Source organism: Paenibacillus lentus, from assembly GCF_042714055.1.
GTDB classification, from domain to species: domain Bacteria; phylum Bacillota; class Bacilli; order Paenibacillales; family Paenibacillaceae; genus Fontibacillus; species Fontibacillus lentus_A.
Genome location: NZ_JBHGVC010000004.1, coordinates 409504 through 430406 on the forward strand (window position 1 = coordinate 409504; position 20903 = coordinate 430406).

Consider the following 20903-nt stretch of genomic DNA (forward strand, 5'->3'; position numbering starts at 1 on the left):
TTCCTTGTTAATGCTTCAAATTTTATATAGTTTCGAAAGGGGCGTCAATGTCGTGGCTCACACCAGAAGAGTTAACCGAAATGTAAAATATATCATATAAAGCGCTTTCATTTATGAGGTATAATGAGGCTGAACGATACATGAACCCCTTAATCATGTGTCGGTATATGTTCACTTGGATGATTTCCGAGCCAACTTAAGGAAATCATCTTTTTTTAAAGCAGGGTAAGGCATAAACCTTAACATACGGGCCTATACTTGTCTTATATTTCTTCGCAGGGAGATGACCAATATGACGATGTTGTTCAAAGAACCTGTTCAAGCTTCGCCGGATCAAATTCTCTGGCTGGAGCGTCGAGGCTGGGTATATGAGCTGCTGATGGATTTTCTGAGCCGTCCGCCGCGCATGTCTTTAATTGCCCAATGGCGGCAGCGGGCCGAACAAACCCAGAGAATTCCTAACAGCAGAGGCGGCCAAAGACTAAGAAGTTATTTGGAGAGCATACCCGAACAGCATTTTCGTAGTGCATGCTATCAGGAGGCGGAGGAATATCGACGTCTCTTCATGGGAAATCAGGCCACGCTAGTACCCTGTGAGGGGGCGTTCCGGGCTAAACGGGACGGGGCGGATGAATTCGCTTGTCTCTCTCATATCCGGGCTATGTATGCGGATAGCGGCGTAGTGTTTAATAAATTGTATGGTGAAAGCGACGATCATATCGCCATGGAGTTGGAGTTTATGGCGGTGATGGCGGAGGGGATGCGCAGCAGAGCAGATTCAAGCCATATGCGGCACAGCTGCCTGGAACTGGCTGACACCCAGATTCGCTTCCTGGAAATTCACTTGCTGAAATGGGCACCGCGGTTTGCGGAAGAGCTGATCAGAGCAACGAATAGTCCGCTGTACAGCGGACTGGCCGAGCTGCTGAGAGAGTTCTTGGCCTACGACCTGAAGCGGCTTCGCCAATGGAGAGCGGATGCAAGTTAGTTCTATATAATAAATAATGACTATAACAAAAGAGAGACAGACTGCGTGATTAGGAAACCCTGAACCGCAGCCTGTCTTTTTTCATGCGGCAAAGAGTTGCTGCCCGTTACAAATATATTTAAAACGTCGAGTTTGATATTTGCGTATAAGTTATAATAGGAGCATGTCTTTACAATTATATTAGGAAGAAAGATGCGGATCATGTAAAATAGAATCACCGCAGCATACTGTGAAAGGGAGTACAACCATGAGACGTGGATTGCAAATCTTGATTATCGCCGCCATACTTATTGCATTTTATTATTTTGGATTCGGCGTCTTCGGCAAGTTCGGCGGTACCCTGGTCAGTATTTTTCAAACCTTGACCGTGATTACGATTGGTTTTGCGATATTTATGGAGAATCGGAACCCTTCGAGTACCGTCGCCTGGATTTTAGTGCTTGGCCTGCTTCCGGTGGTCGGTCTTGTTTTTTATTTTCTGTTTGGCCAAAATTATTTCAAACGCCGTAATTTCGATAAGAAGGCGGAGGAGGATCGCAAGAACTACGAGCGCATTGATAATAATGCTTATATGCTGCCTCGTGATTTATCGCAGTTTACCCCCGAAGAGCAGCGTCTGCTTCAGCTGTCCCAGCGCTTGGCGCGTACGCCTTTTTCCATGGCTACCCAGACGAAGGTGCTGACCAATGGCGAGGAGACCTTCTCTTCCATTTTGAAAGAGCTGAAGAAGGCCGAGCATCACATACATATGGAATACTATATTTACCGGGCAGACGACATCGGACGGGAAATCCAGAAGACGCTGATCGAGAAGGCCAAGGCCGGGGTCGAGGTTCGGTTTATGTTCGATGCGGTCGGCAGCATCGGTCTGCCGAAGTCCTTTATCCGCGAGCTGGAGGAGGCCGGGGTTAAGGTCGGTATCTATGGACAAGTCCGTTTTCTGGCCCTGTCGAGCCGGGTGAACTACCGCAACCACCGAAAAATCGTTGTGATCGACGGGAGAACGGGCTTCATCGGCGGTCTGAACGTCGGGGACGAATATTTAAGCCGCAGCAAAACGTATGGCTTCTGGCGGGACACGCATATGCTCGTCAAAGGGGAAGCGGTTCGTTCGCTGCAAATCATTTTTCTGCAGGATTGGAAATACGTCACCGGAGAGAAGATCATGGCTCTGCAATACCTGTCTCCGGAATTGGAGAGCGGCAGCGGCGGGGCTGTTCAAATTATACCTAGCGGCCCCGACAATGAGAGCCGCACGCTGAAGAACATCTTCTTTTCGATGATGTCCTCGGCCAAAAAGTCAATCTGGCTGGCTACGCCGTATTTTATTCCCGATGATGATATTTTTACGGCGCTGAAGATCGCCGGCTTATCCGGGCTGGACGTACGGATTCTATTTCCGGCCAAGCCGGATAAATGGCTGCCTTTCCTGGCCTCGCACTCTTATTTTCCGGAGCTGCTGGAGGCGGGGGTGAAAATCTTTGAATATGAGAAAGGCTTTCTCCATTCCAAACTGCTCATTGTCGATGGGGAAATCGCTACCGTCGGAACGGCCAATATGGATATGCGCAGCTTCCATTTGAATTTTGAGGTGAATGCTCTGCTCGTGCGGAGCGACAGTATTGCGCAGATGGTTAAAGATTTCGAGCGCGATTTACTGTTTACGAAGCAAATTGAGCATAAGGCGTTTATGGAGAAGAAGCTGTTCGTTCGGTTCATGGAGTCTGCGGCCCGGCTTTTCTCGCCATTGCTGTAGCTTGAGTTTGTTTTTTTGGGAGTATAGAGATCCACGATAAAAAGGAGGGGCAGTATGGGAAATACATCCGGACGTAAAACTGAACACATCCGCATATGTCTGGAGGAACAGGTAGGCGCAGAGGGTGTGCTGACCGGGTTTCAGAAGTATAACTTCCGCCATAATGCGCTTCCTGAGCTGAATTTTGATGAAATCAGCTTGAAAACATCTTTTCTGGGCGCTTCTGTCCGGACACCGCTGCTGATCAGCTCGATGACTGGCGGGAGCGAGCTCGCCGGAGTAATTAATGAGCGGTTGGCCGAGATCGCGGAGCATCGCGGCTGGGCTTTAGGCGTAGGCTCTGTCCGCGCGGCGGTCGAGCGGGAGGAGCTGGCGGCTACGTTTGCAGTACGCAGCAAAGCGCCGACGATTCCGATTATCGCCAATTTAGGTGCCGTTCAACTGAACTACGGCTTCGGAGCAGAGGAAAGCATGCGGGCGGTAGACATCGCGGGGGCGGATATGCTGGTGCTGCATCTCAATGGATTGCAGGAGGTTTTCCAGCCTGAAGGCAATACCGCGTTTCGCGGCGTGCTGGCTCGCATCGAGGAGCTGTGCAGGAAGCTGCAGGTTCCGGTCGGAGTGAAGGAAGTCGGCTGGGGAATCGATGGTGCGACGGCGAAGCGCCTGCATGAAGCGGGCGTCGCTTTTATCGATGTGGCTGGGGCGGGCGGCACGTCCTGGAGCCAAGTCGAGAAGTTCCGCAGCGCCGACCCGGTGCGGCGCGTCGCGGCGGAGGCATTCGCGGATTGGGGCATCCCCACCGCCGAATGCATCCGCGAAGTGCGGGCGGCGGTGCCGGACGCCGCCCTGATCGGCAGCGGGGGCCTGAACACCGGCGTAGACGCAGCCAAAGCGCTGGCGCTTGGCGCGGATCTGGCCGGGTTCGGCCGGGCGCTGCTGGAACCGGCGGTGCATTCGCTGGAGGCGCTCGACGCTCAGCTGGAGCGTGTCGAGCTGGAGCTGCGCACCGCCATGTTCGGGATTGGCGCCGGCAATATTGCGGCGCTGAGGGGCACGGCGCGCTTGGTGCGCCGGGAATAGACGCCTTTTTCATATAAATCCGATGTATTTACACAGATTTCCATTGCCTTTCTGGATATTCCCCCTTATATTGGAATCAGAAGCAATTTTACCGGTACGACACGAGGAGTAGGCGCTTGAACGGTAAAGAGCCTGGCAAGTTAAAATAAGGGGGAATGTTGGATGAAACCATCCATCTGGAAATGGAGTACACGCACGGTCGTAACGATCGGCATCGGCGCTGCGCTGTACGGGGCAACGAGCTGGATCGGGATTCCGATCGGGACGGACACGCAGCTGCGGCCTTCGATCGCGCTGCTGGCGATCTTCGGAGCGCTGTTCGGCCCGGTTGTAGGCTTTATTGCCGGCTTCATCGGCCATGTCATCAATGATTTTATTACGAGCGGCACGGTCTGGTGGGGCTGGGCTCTCGGCTCGGGTATTTCCGCTGCCTTCATGGGGCTGATCTATTTGGCCAAAGGCTTTAATCCACAGGACGGAGAGATCAGGAAGGTTCATATTTTGAAATTCATCGTATATGGCATTATCGGAATATTTGTGTCCCTGGCCTTCTCGTATTTGTTTGATATTTATGTCATGGGCGAGCCTGGCGGAAAGGTTGTCGTTCAAGCGGTAGCCGCAGGGCTTGCAAATACAGCCGTCTTTTTTATTCTGGGCATTCCGGCCGTTTGGGCTTATGCCAAGCGCAATCGGAATGATACGAACTTGAGTGTAGATAGTTAGGAGCTTATGTCCTTATGCAGCCTGTGATTTCATTTCGGAATTTTAGTTTTCGTTACAAGAAGCAGTCCAAGCCGACTTTAATTAACATCAATCTCGACATCCTTCATGGCGAGAAAATATGGATTGCCGGGCCAAGCGGCTCCGGCAAGTCGACATTAGCCCATTGTATTAATGGGCTAATTCCCTTTTCCTACAGGGGAGAGATTTCGGGTGAGCTATGCTTGAACGGGCAGCCTGCGGCTGGGCAGGGGATTTTTGAACGGAGCCGCTCGGTCGGGACGATCCTGCAAAATCCGGATGCCCAGTTCGTAGGCCAGACGGTAGGAGAAGACGTTGCTTTCCAAATGGAGAATGAAGCCATTGCGCAGTCTGAAATGCGGGCCAAGGTGATATCCTCGCTGGATATGGTCGGCATGCTCGCTTATGAGGAGCAGGGGCCGCATGATTTGTCTGGCGGCCAGAAGCAAAGCGTATCGCTTGCCGGAGTGCTGACGACCCAGGCGGAAATTCTGCTATTCGATGAACCGCTGGCGAACTTAGACCCGGTTAGCGGAGTGCGGGCTATGGCGCTGATTGATGAGATCCATCGCGGCAGCGGCAAGACGGTGATTATTATTGAGCATCGGGTAGAAGATGTGCTGGAGCAGCCGGTGGATCGGATCGTCGTCATGGATCAGGGGGAGATTGTTGCCGTCGGCGCGCCAGGGCAGATTTTGGCTGGCGGTGTGCTGCCTCGCCATGGTCTGCGCCAGCCGCTGTATCTGGAAGCGTTGGCCTATGCCGGCGTGTCTGCGGAAGCTGCCTTTACAGCCGAGCCAAAGCAGCTTGGAGGAAATCTGGAGCAGTGGATAAGCTCCATCCCGCCAAGCTCCCTGCGGGACAGCGCCCAGTCCGAGCCTCTGCTTGAGGTGCAAAATGTAACGTATGCCTATCCCGGAGGACGGGATGTCGTTCGAGACATTTCTTTTCAAATACACGCAGGGGAAACGGTTGCTTTGCTAGGCAACAATGGGGCGGGAAAATCCACGTTGTCCGGCTTGATCACCGGACTGATGAAGCCCCGTTCCGGCGAAATAGCCTTGCGGGGCGAGGTCATTAACGGCTGGTCGATTCGCCGCCGGGGCGAGCAGATCGGCTATGTATTGCAAAATCCGCATCAGATGATTACGCAGCATATGATCCGGGATGAGGCGGGTCTTGGCCTCGTCGCCCGCGGCGTGGCCGCAGAGGAGCGAGAGGAGCGGATCAACGAGGCGCTGCGCGTATGCGGGCTGTATCCGTATCGGAATTGGCCCGTCTCGGCGCTAAGCTTCGGGCAGAAGAAACGACTGTGCATCGCCTCTGTCCTCGTATCGGATCCCGCCCTCATTATTCTGGATGAGCCGACGGCGGGACAGGATTACCGCCATTACACTGAGTTTATGGGCTTTATCGAGCAGCTGGCGGCCCGGGGAACGGCTTTTTTATTCATCACGCATGACATGCATTTGGCATTGGAGTACGCTGATCGTGCGGTTGTTTTGGCTGACGGCGAGGTCATTGCTGCAGATGAGGTCGCCGCTGTGCTGTCGAACGATGGGGTGACGGGCAGAGCCCGGCTTCGGGAGGACAGCCTGTCCCGGTTTGCCAAAGTCTGCGGCCTATCTTCGCCTGCTCGTTTGGTACAGGCCTTTCTTACTGTAAAAAAGGGGGTGCAGCGCCCTAATGAGTAGAACGGGAAGCTTGTATGTGGAGGGAAAGTCGTTTTTTCACCGGATGGACGGGGCAGTCAAGCTGATCATGCTGCTGAGCTGGACGATCATTACTTTTCTGTTCCTGGATTTGCGAATATTTGCCGTTATGCTGACCGCAGGGATCGCCATGCTGCTGACGACGGGGATTCCCCTAAAGCGGATGTCGTTTCTGTTCTGGATATTGACGGTGTTTACGGTGCTGAACAGTGTTTTTATTTTGCTGCTTACCCCGCGTTTCGGGACGACTCTGACGGGCAGTCATACACCGCTTATCCCTCTCGGCTACAATACGATCAACCAGGAGACGTTATTCTATGTGCTGACGTTATCGCTTAAATATTTGACCTTGCTGCCGATCACGCTGTTATTTATATTCACGACGCATCCAAGCAAGTTTGCCGCGAGTCTCAATAAGCTGGGCGTACCGTACAAAATGGCTTATGCCGTGAGCATCGCCTTTCGTTACATTCCTGATTTAACGCAGGAGTTTCGGACAATACTGAACGCGATGCAAATGCGCGGGCTGGGGATTTCGCGGGGAGACGGAAATTTGCGGAGACGGCTGAAAAACCTGTCTTTGATCGTCGTCCCGCTGCTGCAATCCTCCCTCCAGCATATTGAATCGGTATCAGATGCGATGGATTTGAGAGGGTTCGGCACGGGCCGCACACGCACCTGGTATATGGGAACGATCATGTCGATCATGGATAAACTGGCTATTGTGCTGTGCGTGCTGCTGCTCTTCCTGGCGATATTTTTGAAGCTTCAGGTATTTCGCGGATTTTGGTATCCGTTCTGAGAAACAATGAGAGTAAAGCAGGATATTCCACAGGGTTGTCCTTGAAATATGGACGGGGTATATGTACTATGATTGAAGAAGATAAGAAGCTGAGCAATTACTATAATGAGGAGTTGTCATTCATATGGCTTTAAAAGCAGGGATCGTGGGTTTGCCGAACGTCGGAAAATCTACGCTGTTTAATGCAATAACGCAAGCGGGTGCGGAATCCGCGAACTATCCGTTCTGTACGATTGATCCTAACGTCGGGGTGGTTGAGGTTCCGGACGAGCGTCTTGATAAATTAACGGAGCTGGTCGTGCCGAATCGCACGGTGCCGACTGCTTTTGAATTCGTGGATATCGCAGGTCTGGTGCGCGGTGCGAGCAAGGGCGAGGGGCTCGGCAACAAGTTCCTGGCTCACATTCGTGAAGTGGATGCCATCGTGCATGTCGTGCGCTGCTTCGAGGATGAGAACATTACCCACGTCGATGGAAAAATCAATCCAATCAGCGATATTCAGACGATTAATCTGGAGCTGATTCTCGCTGATTTGGACAGTGTGGAGAAACGGATCGAGCGCTCCCGTAAAAATATGAAGGGCGGCAACAAGCAATACGCACAGGAAGTCGAGGTGCTGGAGCGCGTGAAAGAAGCGCTTTACAACGACATGCCTGCCCGCAGTATAGAGCTGTCCGATGACGAGAAGCTGATCATTCGCGACTTGCATCTACTGACGATGAAGCCGGTTCTGTATGCGGCAAACGTGAGCGAGGATGGCGTAGCCGATGCGGACAGCAACCCGTTCGTGCAGCAGGTGAAGGAATTCGCCGCGGCGGAAAATGCCGAGGTCGTGCCGATCAGCGCCAAGGTCGAAGCAGAAATCGCTGAGCTGGAGGGCGAGGACAAGGCGATGTTCCTGGAGGAGCTGGGTCTTGAGGCGTCTGGTCTGGATCGGCTGATTAATGCGGCATACCGCCTGCTTGGTCTGTATACGTACTTTACGGCTGGGGTACAGGAAGTGCGTGCCTGGACGATCCGTAAAGGAACGAAGGCGCCGGGGGCGGCCGGAGTTATCCACACGGACTTCGAGCGCGGATTTATTCGGGCCGAGGTCGTATCCTATGACGATCTGCTAGCGGCGGGTTCCATGAACGTGGTTAAGGAACGCGGTCAATTGCGCCTGGAGGGTAAGGAATACGTCGTTCAGGACGGAGACATTATGCATTTCCGTTTTAATGTGTAAGTCTTGGATCACAAATAAATGTAATAGAAAGGCTTGCCGAGTCGGCAAGCTTTTTTTGTGTTGTTGCGTGCCCGGACAAGCGCGCATCTTCTAGCTGGTGAGAGTCCGGCCGCGGGAGGAACCAAGGCCCCCGTAGCTTGGATACTTGCGTATGGAGAAATCTGTACGTAATATAGGTGCTTTTATTTAGGAGATGGGTCAGGAACAATATTTAATTCATATGGGAAGAACATGTAACCTGGACTAAAGAATTAAAGAAAGGCTACAATAGTTTTGGAGATTAGATTCATTTTATATACCGTAGTATATATACTTAGGATAAGCAATATCCAAAAGCAACTGGTGCGAACCCCAAGCTCACATGATAATCCCTAGGGGATTCGCACCACGCATTGCAACAGGGCGCAGCGCCATTATGGGATAAAATACAAGTGAAAAAATGCCCTAAAAAAATCGATTCGCATTTTTTGGCCTGTGAGCCCTTGATACAACTGGGCCTACAGGTGCCGCAGTCGCACTCTATGTGAGTGCGTGGATTGAAATTATCTAGTGAGCCAGGGTGTCTCCCCCATACACCGTCGCACTCTATGTGAGTGCGTGGATTGAAATCCGAATTATTGCAGATGAATTTCAACGCCGAGAGTCGCACTCTATGTGAGTGCGTGGATTGAAATATCGCGGAGTGTTTACGTGTAGGAGCCGGATTGTCCTCGCACTCGCCAAGGGCAAGGGTGTCCGTCGTGAATTAGCCGAATGAGTTGCCCACACAACGAAATCCGAAGCCGCCAGGTATGCTGAAGTGTCGAGTTCTTCGTCGGCACAAGTCGCCGTTCCTCTCGCGAAGCGAATGACGACTTGTTGAAACAAATGCTCGAAGGAGAAAACCTTCGACCTGCTTACAAGCGACTGGTATAAAACAGAGAAGCTCCCGGTGTGGGCGGAGTAACGGTAGGGAGCTACAGGTTTTCCTGAAAACACACCGGGAAAGAGTGAAAACGGAACTCCAAACGGGAAGCTACAAACCGGTGCCTGTCAAACGGGTGTGAATCCCAAAACCCGAAGGCCGTACACGGCTGCTCGGCATCCCGACCGTCATTATAGTCATTTATTCTTCCATGATCTTGTAGGCCGTTGCTTCATCCGTGACAAGCATCTGGATGTATCCACCCTTCAAGGCCGCCTTAATGCTTTCGATCTTGTGCAGCCCGAAAGCCAGACCAACCACGATATTGACTTGCCTCAATTGCTCTAGTCCAATTCCGATGATCTTATTGTTGATCGGGTGATGGACGATTTCCCCCGCCCGGTTAATGAATCTCGAGTTGATGTCGGCCACGGTATCCAGCTCCTTCAGCTCTCGCAGTACCGTTTCATTTAAATAGCCGTATCGCTCCATCGTGGACATGGAATAGGGATTCCCGATCCCTACAAGCGCCAGGTCGATCTGCTCGCCCTCCTGCAGAACGGATGCAATGTTGGGAAGCTGGATGATTTGCTCGTGCAGTTCTTCCGTCTCGACCATCGACGGGGCATATAGAGATTCACATTTTCCGCCAAGCCTTTTGGACAGCTCATAGGCAATTTGATTCGAGTGTACCTCGGTTCGTTCATTGCCTGTTCCCCCGATCAGCGGGATGATTTTGACGTCATCCTTCTTATCAAGCGGAAATTCTCTGACCATATGATACAGCGAGTTTCCCCACGACACGCCAATCCGATCACCGTTCTTTATCAGCCTCTGTACAAATTGAGCAGCAGCCTTGCCAACAGCGCTGGTGACAAGCTCTTTATTTAAATCCCGCGTGGGCACAACGAGCACCTGCTGCAGCCGGTAGGTCTTTTCCAGCTCTTTTTCCAGCTCGGTGGTTTGCTGCGGATCATCATGGACAATGATTTCCACGACTCCAATCTCCCGTGCCTTCTGAATCATTTTAGAAATGATCGGGCGCGACATCCCGAATTTCTCGGCGATTTTCTCCTGCGTCCAGGCCTCGTAGTAGTAGAGCTTGCAGATTTTACTCATCAATTTGATGTTGTCGTCATTCACATGCAAAGCCACCTTTATCTTTGAAAAATCAAATGAGAACGTAGATTACAAAAAATAGTATACACGATTATGTTGTGCAAAAAAGCGAGATCCGTTTTACCGCGCCAGATTTTACAATCGGATGACGCAGCTTTAACGTACCAAAAACAATGCCGTTTTACAATTGTATTGTGTCGGAACAAATGTAAAGGATAAAAAACGAAAAAGTGAATAACGGTTATTTCTGCATAAGAGGAGCTTGAGGTGAGTGAATGCAATGGACATCAAAATTTTAGGTTATTGGGGAGGTTATCCTTCGGCTGGCGGAGCGACGGCGGGTTATTTGATCCATACAGGTGAAGGGCAGATTTTGCTGGACTGCGGCAGCGGGGTGATGAGCCGTCTCGTTCAATACACGAGTGTGGACAAGCTGAACGGGGTTATTCTGTCGCATCTTCATTATGATCATATGGCGGATATCGGCATTCTGCAGTATGCGGCGGTAAGCGCCATACGCAATGGGAGGATGAAGAAGAAGCTGAAGCTGTTCGCTCCCGATGAGCCGGCTAACATTTTAAATACGCTGTACGGAGATCATTCCGATATTCATCGCATTGATTCGAACCGCAAAATCCATCTCGCCGGAGCGGAAATCGAGTTCGTATCCGTGTCTCATACGGTTCCGTGCTATGCGGTCAAGGTGACCTATCAAGGCAAGGTGCTGGTTTACTCCGGGGATACCTCTTATTGCGATGCTCTTGTCGAGCTGGCGAGAGACGCGGACATCTTCCTCTGCGAAGCTACGATTTGCGAAGGGAGCGTCCATACGACCGGGGCAGGCCATATGAGTGCAAGCCAGGCGGGGATGATCGCGGATCAGGCGAAGGTCAAGAGACTGGTGCTCGTCCACTTGCCCGGGGATGGCAATTTGGAGTTCATGCGTCAATCGGCCAGTGAAACGTTCAGCGGCCCCGTCGAACTGCCGGATACCTCGGTCATGTACTCCGTATGAAGCGGCACCGGGATACCCGCAAAATAACGAAAGAGAGCAGGAGATAGAGAATTGCAGATGACATCGAACATGCAAGAGCGGGGAACAGCCCCGGCACAGGGAACATATCGGCTGCTGGCATTGGATATGGATGGGACGCTGCTTAATCCTCAAAAAATAATAACGCCAGCCGTTCACGAGGCGATCAGAGCTTACATGCGTAGAGGGGGGAGGGTCACTATCGCCTCCGGCCGATTCCCGGCTTCGGTCTGGCTGCATGCCAAGGCCGCGGAGATGAACGCGCCTTTAATCGCCCTCAATGGCGCAGTGATTTTGGATGAGACGACAGGCGAGCTTAAACAAGGAACTCCGCTGCCGACGGAGCATGTCCAGGAGATGATTCGCTTCACAGAAGAGCGCGGCGCCTATGTCCAGCTGTACGGTTATAACAAGCTCTATGTTCGCGAGCTCAACGCCATGAATGCCCGCTGGCCTCTTGCGAATGTCGTTGTCTCTCCGGATAAGGAGCTGAACGAGGAAAATTATGCGCAGCAGCTCGGAATGATTGAAGTCGTGGCGGTTGGCGATTTGCAGCAGTTCGTATCTGATCCTTTATTGCCAGCGCCGCCGATCTACAAAGCAACGGTCATTGGCCCATCTCCCGAGCTCATCTCGGAATGGATGAGGCAGCTGGAGGGTGGTCTTAGCCCCAAACTGCAAGTAACGCCCCCGTCACCACAACCGCATAGCGGAAAGGCATTCACACTGACCCGGACGGGCAGACATCGCTTCGATGTGAACGCTTATGGGGTAAGCAAGCGCTCGGCAATGGAGGTGCTTTGCGGCGATCTCCGCATCCCGGGCTCCGCGGTGGCGGCGGTTGGCGATTATGACAATGATATCGACATGCTGTCCTGGGCCGGACTCGGCGTAGCCATGGGCAATGCGGAGCCGCATATCAAGCGGCTAGCCAAGGCCGTGACCAGCAGCAATGAGGAAGACGGAGTAGCGAAAGCTATACAAGATTATCTACTTTAGGATAAGGGGAGAAACCTACGATGCTTATAAACCAAGAGAGACTGTTCACGCTCAAAAAAACTTCATTCGTCGCCGTCATGGCGGCAGCCATGATGATATTCAGTGCTTGCGGTTCACCGGCCAATCCGGCCGCTAACGGCAATACAGGCAGCCCGGCGGCAGGAGCGGAGCAGCCTCAGTCTGCCGAAGCAGCTCCTGCCGGACTATCCGGGCAGCTCACGTTCTATACGTCCCAGCCGGAAGAGGATGCCGCGCAGCTAGTCCAAGCGTTCAACAAGAAATACCCGGACGTCAAAGTAGAGACCTTCCGCTCGGGAACGGAGGAGGTCACCGCCAAAATTCAAGCGGAGAAGCAGGCGGGCAGCGTACAGGCTGACGTCTTGCTGCTGGCTGATGCCGTCACCTTTGAGGGCTTGAAGCAGCAGGATTTGCTGCTGCCTTACAAATCCCCGGAGGCGGAGCATATCGCTGATGAGCTCGTAGATCCGGACGGCATGTACACCGGCACGAAAGTGATCGCTACGATTCTGGCTGCCAATACCGACAAGGTGCCTAATCTGCCGACATCCTGGCAGGCTCTTGCTTCGGCGGACAGCAAAGATGCCGCGATCATGCCGAGTCCGCTCTATTCCGGTGCCGCTGCCTATAACATTGGTGTATTCTCGCGGACGAAAGGGTTTGGCTGGGATTACCTCCAGGTGCTTAAAGACAACAACATGTCGGTCATCAAAGGGAACGGCGCCGTATTAAAAGCGGTTGCCAGCGGGGAGAAATCCTACGGTATGGTCGTGGATTATATGGTCGTGCGTGAAAAAGCGAAGGGTTCCCCCATCGATTTAAGCTATCCGTCCGAAGGGGTGCCGATCATCACGGAACCGATTGCCATCATGAAGGGTACGGATAATCAAGAAGCAGCGCAAGCCTTTGTAGATTTCGTTCTGTCCGAAGAAGGTCAGAAGCTGTCCGTGGAGATCGGATACACGCCGATTCGCGAAGGCGTTGCTCCGCCGGAAGGACTGAAGGGGATTGCCGATATTAAGATTTTATCCGGTGACCTGAACACGCTGACCCAGGAACGCGAAGCCGACAAAAAGAAATTTACGGAACTATTCGGTAACTAAAAAGGTGGCTGACAGCTTATGACGGACATCAATACTCCCGGCGTGGAGCTGAGGGCCAAGAAGGGGAACAGGGGCTTTCCCTTTTCCCTTCCTAGTGCTTCCTCGGCAAGTCATAAAATAGGTATTGCCCTGGGGATCGTCGCAACCTTCTTCTTCTTTGTACTGCCGATCATCAAGCTTATTTTGCTTAGTGTGCAAGGGGAGCAGGGCTTGTCCCTAAATTATTATTCCGAGCTGCTGCAGCAGGAGCGCTTCTGGCGAACGATGAAGCATACGTTTGTGATCGTCATCGGTTCAACGTTATTGTCCGTCGTTCTAGGCGTGACAGCGGCTTGGCTGATGGCTTACACCGACCTGTCCCATAAAAGACTGCTGCATCTGCTGATGCTTCTCTGCTTCGTGCTGCCCTCCTATGTGCTCACCTTATCCTGGTCATCCTTTATGAGCCCCCAGGGGTGGATGGCGAGCCTGCTGCAGTGGTTTCACCCAGGGGCTAAGCCCTGGAGCATGTACAGCGTGGGCGGCATTATTTTTGTCATGGGCATTCATCATTTTCCGCTCGTGTATTTGTTTACGGTCAACGTGCTTAAAAAAATACCGCGCGATCTAGAATGGGCGGCGAGCACGGGGGGAGCGGGAAGATGGAAGATCTTCGTCCGAATCACATTGCCTCTGGCATTGCCGGGCGTAACGGCGGGGGGACTGCTTGTCTTCCTCGCCTCCCTTGATAATTTCGGTATTCCTGCTTTTCTTGGGACGCCGGTCAACATCAGCGTACTCAGCACGCTTATCTACGAGGAAATTATTGGTTTTGGCCCTTCCGCCTTTGGGCGGGGCGCCTCTTTGTCCGTAATTTTAGGCTTGATTGCCGTCGTAGGGACAATTCTGCAGTGGTTCTCCGTCCGGAGGAGCAAGCAGGCGGAAGCCCTGCGGGCCGATGAAGAACCGCGTTATGCGCTCGGCAAGCATCGTTATTGGGTCAGTCCGCTGCTGTGGGGCAGTCTGATCTTTATAACGATCATTCCGCTAGTGGCGATGGTCTCTCTTTCGCTCAAAAAATCTTATGGAGGCAAGGGATTTGGCAATCTGACGCTAGACAACTATCGATATATTCTGCTGGATAATCCGTCCACCTGGAAGTCGATCCAAAACAGCCTCATGCTCTCCTTCACGACGCTGATCGTCTGTCTGGTCATCGGTACCTTGTTTGCCTATTTCCGGGTGCGCAGACCTTCGAAAATAAATCGGCTGGCCGAGCTGGCCATCTCTGTGCCTTATACGCTGCCGGGCATCGTTTTCGCCTTATCCATGATTCTGGTGTGGATGGAGCCGATTCCCGGTTGGAATCCGGGCATCTATGGAACGACGACGATTTTATTTATCGCCTATGTTTGCCGTTTTCTCGTCCTGCAGATCCGGGCGGGAGTGACTGCCTTTACACAGGTCGATGCCTCCATGGAAGAAGCGGCCCGCATCTCGGGAGCGGGAGTCTGGCGGCGCTGGCGGAAAATCCTGCTGCCTATGCTGCTGCCGGGACTGCTTAGCGGAGCGCTGCTCGTCTTTTTGACTGCGCTGACCGAGTTAACGGTATCCGCTCTGCTCTATTCCTCCGGTTCACAAACGATCGGGGTGACCATTTTCGGATTTGAACAAGCCGGAAATACGCTGTATTCCACGGCTCTATCCAGCCTGATCGTATTCCTGATTTTTGCGGGCGCCGGATTGCTGGGGCTTCTTCAGAAATTTACTTTACGAAAAGGGGTGCAGTCATGACCATCCAACTGAAACAGGTGAGCAAGACGTTCGGAAGCTTTCAGGCTTTAAAATCCATCGATTTAAACATTGCCGACGGCGAGTTTGTAGCCATCCTGGGTCCCTCCGGCTGCGGCAAAACGACCCTGCTGCGCATGCTGGCGGGCTTTGAGCAGCCAAGCTCGGGAGGAATTGCCATCAATGGTACCGTTGTAGCCACCTCCAAATCGAGTGTCCCTCCGGAAAAAAGACGGATCGGCATGGTGTTCCAGAACTTTGCCTTATGGCCGCATATGAATATTTATGAGCATGTCCGGTTTCCAATTCGCACGCATAAAGAGACGCCGAGAGCGATTCGCGAACGGGAGGACGAGCGGATTAACGAGGTGCTTCGGCTGGTCGGCTTGGATAAGCTGGCGAAGCGGATGCCTCATGAGCTGTCTGGCGGCCAAAAACAGCGCGTAGCTATTGCCCGGGCGATTGCTCCCGAGCCGACGCTGCTGCTCATGGACGAACCGCTGAGCAGTCTGGATGCGATGCTGCGAATGGACATGCGGCGGGAAATTCAGTCCGTGCACCGCGAGACCGGCTCCGCCATCGTATACGTAACGCATGATCAGGGAGAGGCCCTGTCCATGGCTGACCGGATCGTCGTCATGAAGGACGGCCAGATCGAGCAGGTCGGCACGCCGCAGGAAATTTATTTGCGCCCGGAAACCGAATTCGTCGCCCGGTTCGTATCCAAGGCGAATTTAATCCAGGGGAGCTGGAGCCATAACCGCTTTACGCCGCTCGGCGCGGATGCTTCTACGTACTGGCCGGGGGAGAATGTGGCGGAGTGCTTTAAATCGCAGGGCCTCTATCCCGTACGGCCCGACCAATTTCAGCTTGAGCCGGTGCAAGCCGGCGGACTGTACGGCGAGATCGTAAACGTGCAGTTTCAGGGGAAAGAATTCAATTATGATGTTCGTGCCGCCGGACAGCAGTGGGAAGTGGTCTCACCAGCGGCCTTTAAGCTCCATGACCAGGTATCCCTTCATATTCCCGCCGTGGCCACGAATACAGCTTCTTTGGATGCCGTGTCTCAGGCCATATCTGGGTGGTGAGAGATACGGATGACATTGCATGTGGCGGAGAGTCGTACATTTAAGACTCATAGCAAAAAGATTATATTTTTCGATATTGACGGGACACTGTTGGATTATCGCAAGCGGCTGCCTGTTTCGGCCAAGGAGGCTGTGCACAGATTGCAGGAGCTTGGGCATGAAGTGGCGCTGGCGACGGGCCGTTCGCCCTTTATGCTGCAACGGGTAGCCGAGGAGCTGCGGATTGACTCCTACGTCGGCTTTAACGGCCAGTATGTTGTAATGAGAGGAGAGCGAATTTACACGAACCCGTTTCAAGAAGAGGAACTGGGCGAGCTCTCCCTGTTCGCAGCGTCCAGCGGCCACCCGCTGGTCTATTTGGATGAAGATTCGATGCGGAGCAGCATGATGCATCACTCCTATGTAGAGCAGTGCATTGCATCTTTGGAATATGAGCATCCCGAATGCGATCCCGAATATTACCGGGGACGTCCGATTTATCAGACGATGCTGTTTTGCGAGGAGCCGGAGGAGCTGCAATACCGTGAGCGGTTTACGGGATTGGACTTCGTCCGCTGGCATCCCTTCTCGCTGGATGTGCTGCCGGGCGGAGGCTCGAAAGCGGGCGGGATCGCTCAACTGATCCGCAGAATGGGCTTTGAGCCGGAGGAGGCCTATGCCTTTGGCGATAATCTGAACGATATGGAAATGCTGCAATATGTGGGCCACGGCATTGCGATGGGAAATGCGCCGGACTGCGTGAAGCAAATTGCCAGGTATGTGACCGCCGATGTAGACCGGCACGGGATTGCTTCCGGGCTTCGCATGGTCGGGCTGCTGCCGTAAGCAGAAATTCAATTCGGATTGGGAACAAAGAGCAAGAGAATAAAAGGGCAGAGCATGGGGCGATCTGGAGGGCTGTTCAGAAGTCGGAAGTTATGGTATAATAAACAGTCGTTTGCTCTTAATGTGCTGAACGTTGAGGGACGGCTATTTTCAGGAAACTTCCATGTAAAGAGAGGTGGCTTCCCTTGTTAGATCGACTTCAATCCCTGGCTGATCGCTATGAGAAATTAAGCGAATTGCTTTGCGATCCGGATGTGGCGAATGACACGAAGAAACTAAGGGATTATTCCAAGGAACAATCGGACTTGCAGCCTGCTTATGAGGCTTATACCGAATATAAGAAAGTCATCGAAGAGCTAGAGGCGGCTAAAGCGATGCAGGCCGAGAAGCTGGACGATGAAATGCGCGAAATGGTCAAGATGGAAATCGAGGAGCTGTCTGCTCGCCAGCAGGAGCTGGAGGAGACGATCCGCATCTTGCTGCTGCCTAAAGATCCGAACGATGACAAGAACGTCATTGTGGAAATCCGCGGTGCAGCGGGCGGGGACGAGGCGGCTTTGTTTGCGGCCGACTTGTACCGCATGTATACGCGCTTTGCCGATAACCACGGCTGGAAGGTAGAGATCATGGATGTCAACGAGAGCGACCTCGGCGGCTTCAAAGAGGTTATCTTCATGATCAACGGCCGCGGCGCATACAGCAAGATGAAGTACGAGAGCGGCGCGCACCGCGTACAGCGTATTCCTGCGACAGAGTCGGGCGGACGGATTCATACCTCCACCTCAACGGTTGCGGTGATGCCGGAGGCTGAGGAGGTCGATGTCGAGATTCTCGACAAAGACATTCGCGTCGATACGTTCTGCTCCAGCGGCGCTGGCGGGCAGTCCGTCAACACGACGAAATCCGCGGTACGGGTAACGCATATCCCAACGGGGATCGTGGCTACGTGCCAGGACGGCAAGTCGCAGAACTCCAATAAGGAGAAGGCATTGCAGGTGCTCCGCGCCCGGATTTCCGATATGATGCGTCAAGAGGAAGAGGCGAAGTACGCCGGTGAACGGAAGAGCAAGGTAGGTACGGGCGACCGCAGTGAGCGGATTCGGACGTACAATTTTCCGCAGAGCCGGGTGACAGATCACCGGATTGGCTTGACGATTCACAAGCTGGATCAAGTCATGAACGGGGACATCGAAGAGTTTGTGTCCGCGCTGACCTTGGCGGAGCAGGCCGAATTGATGGATAAAGGAGAATAACGCTTTGAACAGAGACGGCGTAAGCTATACCCTATCTGATAAGCACAATATTTCGGAAGCCCGCAGAGAGGCTTCTTCTTTTTTAGCGGCGGCGGGCGTGCAGGAGCCGGATTCCAATGCCGAGTTGCTGATGAGGCATGTGCTCGGCCTGGAGGGCGCCGCTTATTTGGCGGCGCTGCGCGATCCGTTCCCGCGCGAGAAGAAGGAGGCGTGGGAGGAAGTGATCCGCCGCAAAGCGGCGGGCGAGCCGGCGCAGTACATCATCGGGGAGCAGGAGTTCTACGGCTTGACCTTGCAGGTCACGCCAGCTGTACTGATTCCCCGCCCGGAGACGGAGCTGCTCGTGGAGGCGATCGTGCAGCACGCCGATCGCCTCTCGGTCGGCGCGCTGTACGCCGCCGACATCGGCACCGGCAGCGGCGCGATTGCCGCTGCCCTGAAGCACCTGCGCCCGGGCTGGCGCGTGGCGGCGAGCGACATCTCGCCGGACGCGCTGGCGGTGGCGCAGGGCAATGTCCGGCGGCTCGGCCTGGACGTGGCGTTCAAGCAGGGGAACCTGCTTGAGCCGTTTGCGGGCGAGCCGCTGGACATCGTGGTGTCCAATCCGCCGTACATTCCGGCGGATGTCATCGCGGGCCTCCAGCCGGAGGTGCGCGACTATGAGCCGCGCACCGCGCTCGACGGAGGCCCGGACGGGCTGGCGCCATACCGCGAAATGATGGCGCAGCTATCGCTGCTCCCGCAGCCGCCCCGCTTGATCGGCTTTGAGCTCGGCATGGGCCAGGCCGCCGAAGTCGCCGACCTGCTGCGCGCAGCGGGACATTGGCAGGAAATTGTCACGATCCCGGATTTGGCGGGGATTGATCGGCATGTGTTAGGTATCGCGGCTCTTTTAAGATAAATAGGGTAACGTGGAGAGAGTAAGTTCCTCGGACGGAATAACGGGTGTGAAGCCTGTTGAAACCGGACGAGGATTTTTTTGTTTGAAAATGATTTACTATAAATCCGGAAATTTAGAAAATTATTTTCCTGAAAGCATTTACAGGCATCGTTTTTTTTGTTAGCCTAGGATTAGGAAGTGAATAATTCTTATCAGGGGAGAGGAGTTTGGGAATGGAAAATACACAACAATTTGATGTGGTTGTCATGGGCGGCGGCATTTCAGGCGCCATGGCGGCGATAGCTGCTTCCAGTACAGGTGCGAGGACATTGATCATTGAATCGCATGGCTTCTTGGGCGGAACGCTTACCGCAAACGGGGTAGGGCCGATGATGACGTTTCATGCGGGCGAGAAGCTGGCGATTCAAGGGTTTACGAATCAGCTCATTGAGCGCCTTCAGAAGCTGGGTAAATCGCCAGGCCATATTTTTGATACAGTAGGCTTTACGTATTCCGTTACGCCATTTGATGCAGAGGCTATGAAGCATGAGCTGGAATTGATGGTGGTCGAAAACGGCGGGGAAATTCTATATCATACAATGCTAGCCGGAGTGAAAACGGAAGACGGACAAATTACTGGCATTACGGTATGCAATAAATCAGGACTTAGCGAAATTCGCGCCAGTGTATTTATCGATGCTACGGGAGACGGTGATTTATCCGCCGGAGCAGGAGCCCAGTATACAATCGGCCGGGAGTCTGATGGGGCTACACAGCCGATGACGCTAAAGATGAAGATGTACAACGTGGATATTCCGCGAGTGAAGCAATATATCCATGAGCATCCCGAGGATTTCCCGCTATATAACGGCGATACCTCGATCATTGAGAAATCACCGCGTTTGTCGGTAGGCGGCTTCGACAGTCTGTTCAAAGAGGCGAAGGCGAAGGGAGAAATCTCGATTCCGCGTGAGAATATTTTATTCTTTGAGACGAACAATCCAGGCGAGGTGATTATGAATACGACCCGGATTCTAGGCCATGACGCGACGGATGCATACAGCTTAAGCAAGGCGGAGATGGAAGGCCGCAAGCAGTGTCGGGAACTGGAGTTATTTTTACATAAATATGTTCCTGGCTTCGAAAATGCTGTCGTAGAATCGACGGGGCCGTCTATCGGCGTAAGGGGATCGAGACAGATTAAAGGAGTATATACACTGACAGCGGAGGATCTTCTGGAGCAGCGGAAATTTGAGGACACGATCGCCCATTCGGGATACCCGATCGATATCCATAGTCCGGACGGAGAAGGAACGAAGCATCAGAAGCTGGAATGGGGCGGCATGTACAGCATACCGTATTCCTGCATGATTACGGAGTCGGTCAAGAACCTCATTGTCATTGGTCGGTGTATTTCGGCAACATTTGAAGCTCAAGCCGCGATGAGAACAACACCTACCACGGGAGCGATTGGCCATGCTGGAGGCGTAGCTGCAGCGATGGCGGCTAAGCAGGGGATACCGGTTCAGGATGTAGACATCAAGAAAGTACAGACCGTGCTGAAAGAGCAAGGAGCCTATCTGGAGATTTAAAAAAGTGGAAAT

17 protein-coding genes are annotated in these 20903 nt (G+C 53.2%); 16 read left to right on the forward strand and 1 reads right to left on the reverse strand.

Annotated features, from left to right (window positions below; translation table 11 throughout):
* Positions 1–292: 292 nt before the first annotated feature.
* The 7 genes from ACE3MQ_RS11755 to ychF all read left to right on the forward strand — a co-directional run bounded on the left by ACE3MQ_RS11755 (position 293) and on the right by ychF (position 8307).
* A complete protein-coding gene (locus ACE3MQ_RS11755; RefSeq protein WP_379392798.1) occupies positions 293–988 on the forward strand; it encodes a TorD/DmsD family molecular chaperone in 696 nt (231 codons plus the stop codon).
* A gap of 247 nt (positions 989–1235) precedes the next feature.
* A complete protein-coding gene (gene cls, locus ACE3MQ_RS11760; protein WP_379392799.1) occupies positions 1236–2744 on the forward strand; it encodes a cardiolipin synthase in 1509 nt (502 codons plus the stop codon).
* Between the two features lie 54 nt (positions 2745–2798).
* Complete coding sequence (gene fni, locus ACE3MQ_RS11765) at positions 2799–3827, forward strand: type 2 isopentenyl-diphosphate Delta-isomerase (RefSeq protein WP_379392800.1); 1029 nt, start codon at positions 2799–2801, stop codon at positions 3825–3827.
* Positions 3828–3989: 162 nt separating this feature from the next.
* Positions 3990–4550, forward strand: coding sequence for an ECF-type riboflavin transporter substrate-binding protein (locus ACE3MQ_RS11770; protein ID WP_379392801.1), 561 nt, complete (start codon positions 3990–3992; stop codon positions 4548–4550).
* Positions 4551–4564: 14 nt separating this feature from the next.
* Entirely contained in the window at positions 4565–6262 is a 1698-nt protein-coding gene (locus tag ACE3MQ_RS11775; RefSeq protein ID WP_379392802.1) for an ABC transporter ATP-binding protein, read from the forward strand.
* A complete protein-coding gene (locus ACE3MQ_RS11780) occupies positions 6255–7082 on the forward strand; it encodes an energy-coupling factor transporter transmembrane component T family protein (protein WP_379392803.1) in 828 nt (275 codons plus the stop codon). The genes ACE3MQ_RS11775 and ACE3MQ_RS11780 overlap by 8 nt, the downstream gene beginning before the upstream one ends.
* Before the next feature lie 124 nt (positions 7083–7206).
* A complete protein-coding gene (gene ychF, locus ACE3MQ_RS11785) occupies positions 7207–8307 on the forward strand; it encodes a redox-regulated ATPase YchF (protein WP_379392804.1) in 1101 nt (366 codons plus the stop codon).
* 1105 nt (positions 8308–9412) lie between these two features.
* On the opposite strand, the gene ACE3MQ_RS11790 is transcribed toward ychF, so the two are convergent.
* Positions 9413–10354, reverse strand: a complete 942-nt coding sequence (locus tag ACE3MQ_RS11790; RefSeq protein ID WP_379392805.1) for a sugar-binding transcriptional regulator — start codon at positions 10352–10354, stop codon at positions 9413–9415.
* A gap of 256 nt (positions 10355–10610) precedes the next feature.
* Here ACE3MQ_RS11790 and ACE3MQ_RS11795 point away from each other — a divergent pair, with 256 nt between their 5' ends.
* The 9 genes from ACE3MQ_RS11795 to ACE3MQ_RS11835 all read left to right on the forward strand — a co-directional run bounded on the left by ACE3MQ_RS11795 (position 10611) and on the right by ACE3MQ_RS11835 (position 20891).
* Positions 10611–11345: an MBL fold metallo-hydrolase gene (locus tag ACE3MQ_RS11795; protein WP_379392806.1), complete on the forward strand. Its 735-nt coding sequence runs from the start codon at positions 10611–10613 to the stop codon at positions 11343–11345.
* 57 nt (positions 11346–11402) lie between these two features.
* Positions 11403–12362 (forward strand): Cof-type HAD-IIB family hydrolase, encoded by a 960-nt coding sequence (locus ACE3MQ_RS11800; protein ID WP_379393093.1) that lies wholly within the window; start codon positions 11403–11405, stop codon positions 12360–12362.
* A 20-nt stretch (positions 12363–12382) separates the two neighbouring features.
* Entirely contained in the window at positions 12383–13483 is a 1101-nt protein-coding gene (locus tag ACE3MQ_RS11805) for an extracellular solute-binding protein (protein WP_379392807.1), read from the forward strand.
* An 18-nt stretch (positions 13484–13501) separates the two neighbouring features.
* Entirely contained in the window at positions 13502–15256 is a 1755-nt protein-coding gene (locus ACE3MQ_RS11810; RefSeq protein ID WP_379392808.1) for an ABC transporter permease, read from the forward strand.
* Positions 15253–16341, forward strand: coding sequence for an ABC transporter ATP-binding protein (locus ACE3MQ_RS11815; protein WP_379392809.1), 1089 nt, complete (start codon positions 15253–15255; stop codon positions 16339–16341). Before ACE3MQ_RS11810 ends, ACE3MQ_RS11815 begins: the two co-directional genes overlap by 4 nt.
* A 9-nt stretch (positions 16342–16350) precedes the next feature.
* The gene (locus tag ACE3MQ_RS11820) at positions 16351–17166 is read left to right on the forward strand and encodes a Cof-type HAD-IIB family hydrolase (protein WP_379392810.1); all 816 of its coding nucleotides are present in this window, start codon (positions 16351–16353) and stop codon (positions 17164–17166) included.
* Positions 17167–17351: 185 nt separating this feature from the next.
* Positions 17352–18419 (forward strand): peptide chain release factor 1, encoded by a 1068-nt coding sequence (gene prfA, locus ACE3MQ_RS11825; protein ID WP_379392811.1) that lies wholly within the window; start codon positions 17352–17354, stop codon positions 18417–18419.
* A gap of 4 nt (positions 18420–18423) precedes the next feature.
* Positions 18424–19320, forward strand: coding sequence for a peptide chain release factor N(5)-glutamine methyltransferase (prmC, locus tag ACE3MQ_RS11830; protein WP_379392812.1), 897 nt, complete (start codon positions 18424–18426; stop codon positions 19318–19320).
* 212 nt (positions 19321–19532) lie between these two features.
* Positions 19533–20891, forward strand: coding sequence for an FAD-dependent oxidoreductase (locus ACE3MQ_RS11835; RefSeq protein ID WP_379392813.1), 1359 nt, complete (start codon positions 19533–19535; stop codon positions 20889–20891).
* Positions 20892–20903 lie beyond the last annotated feature (12 nt).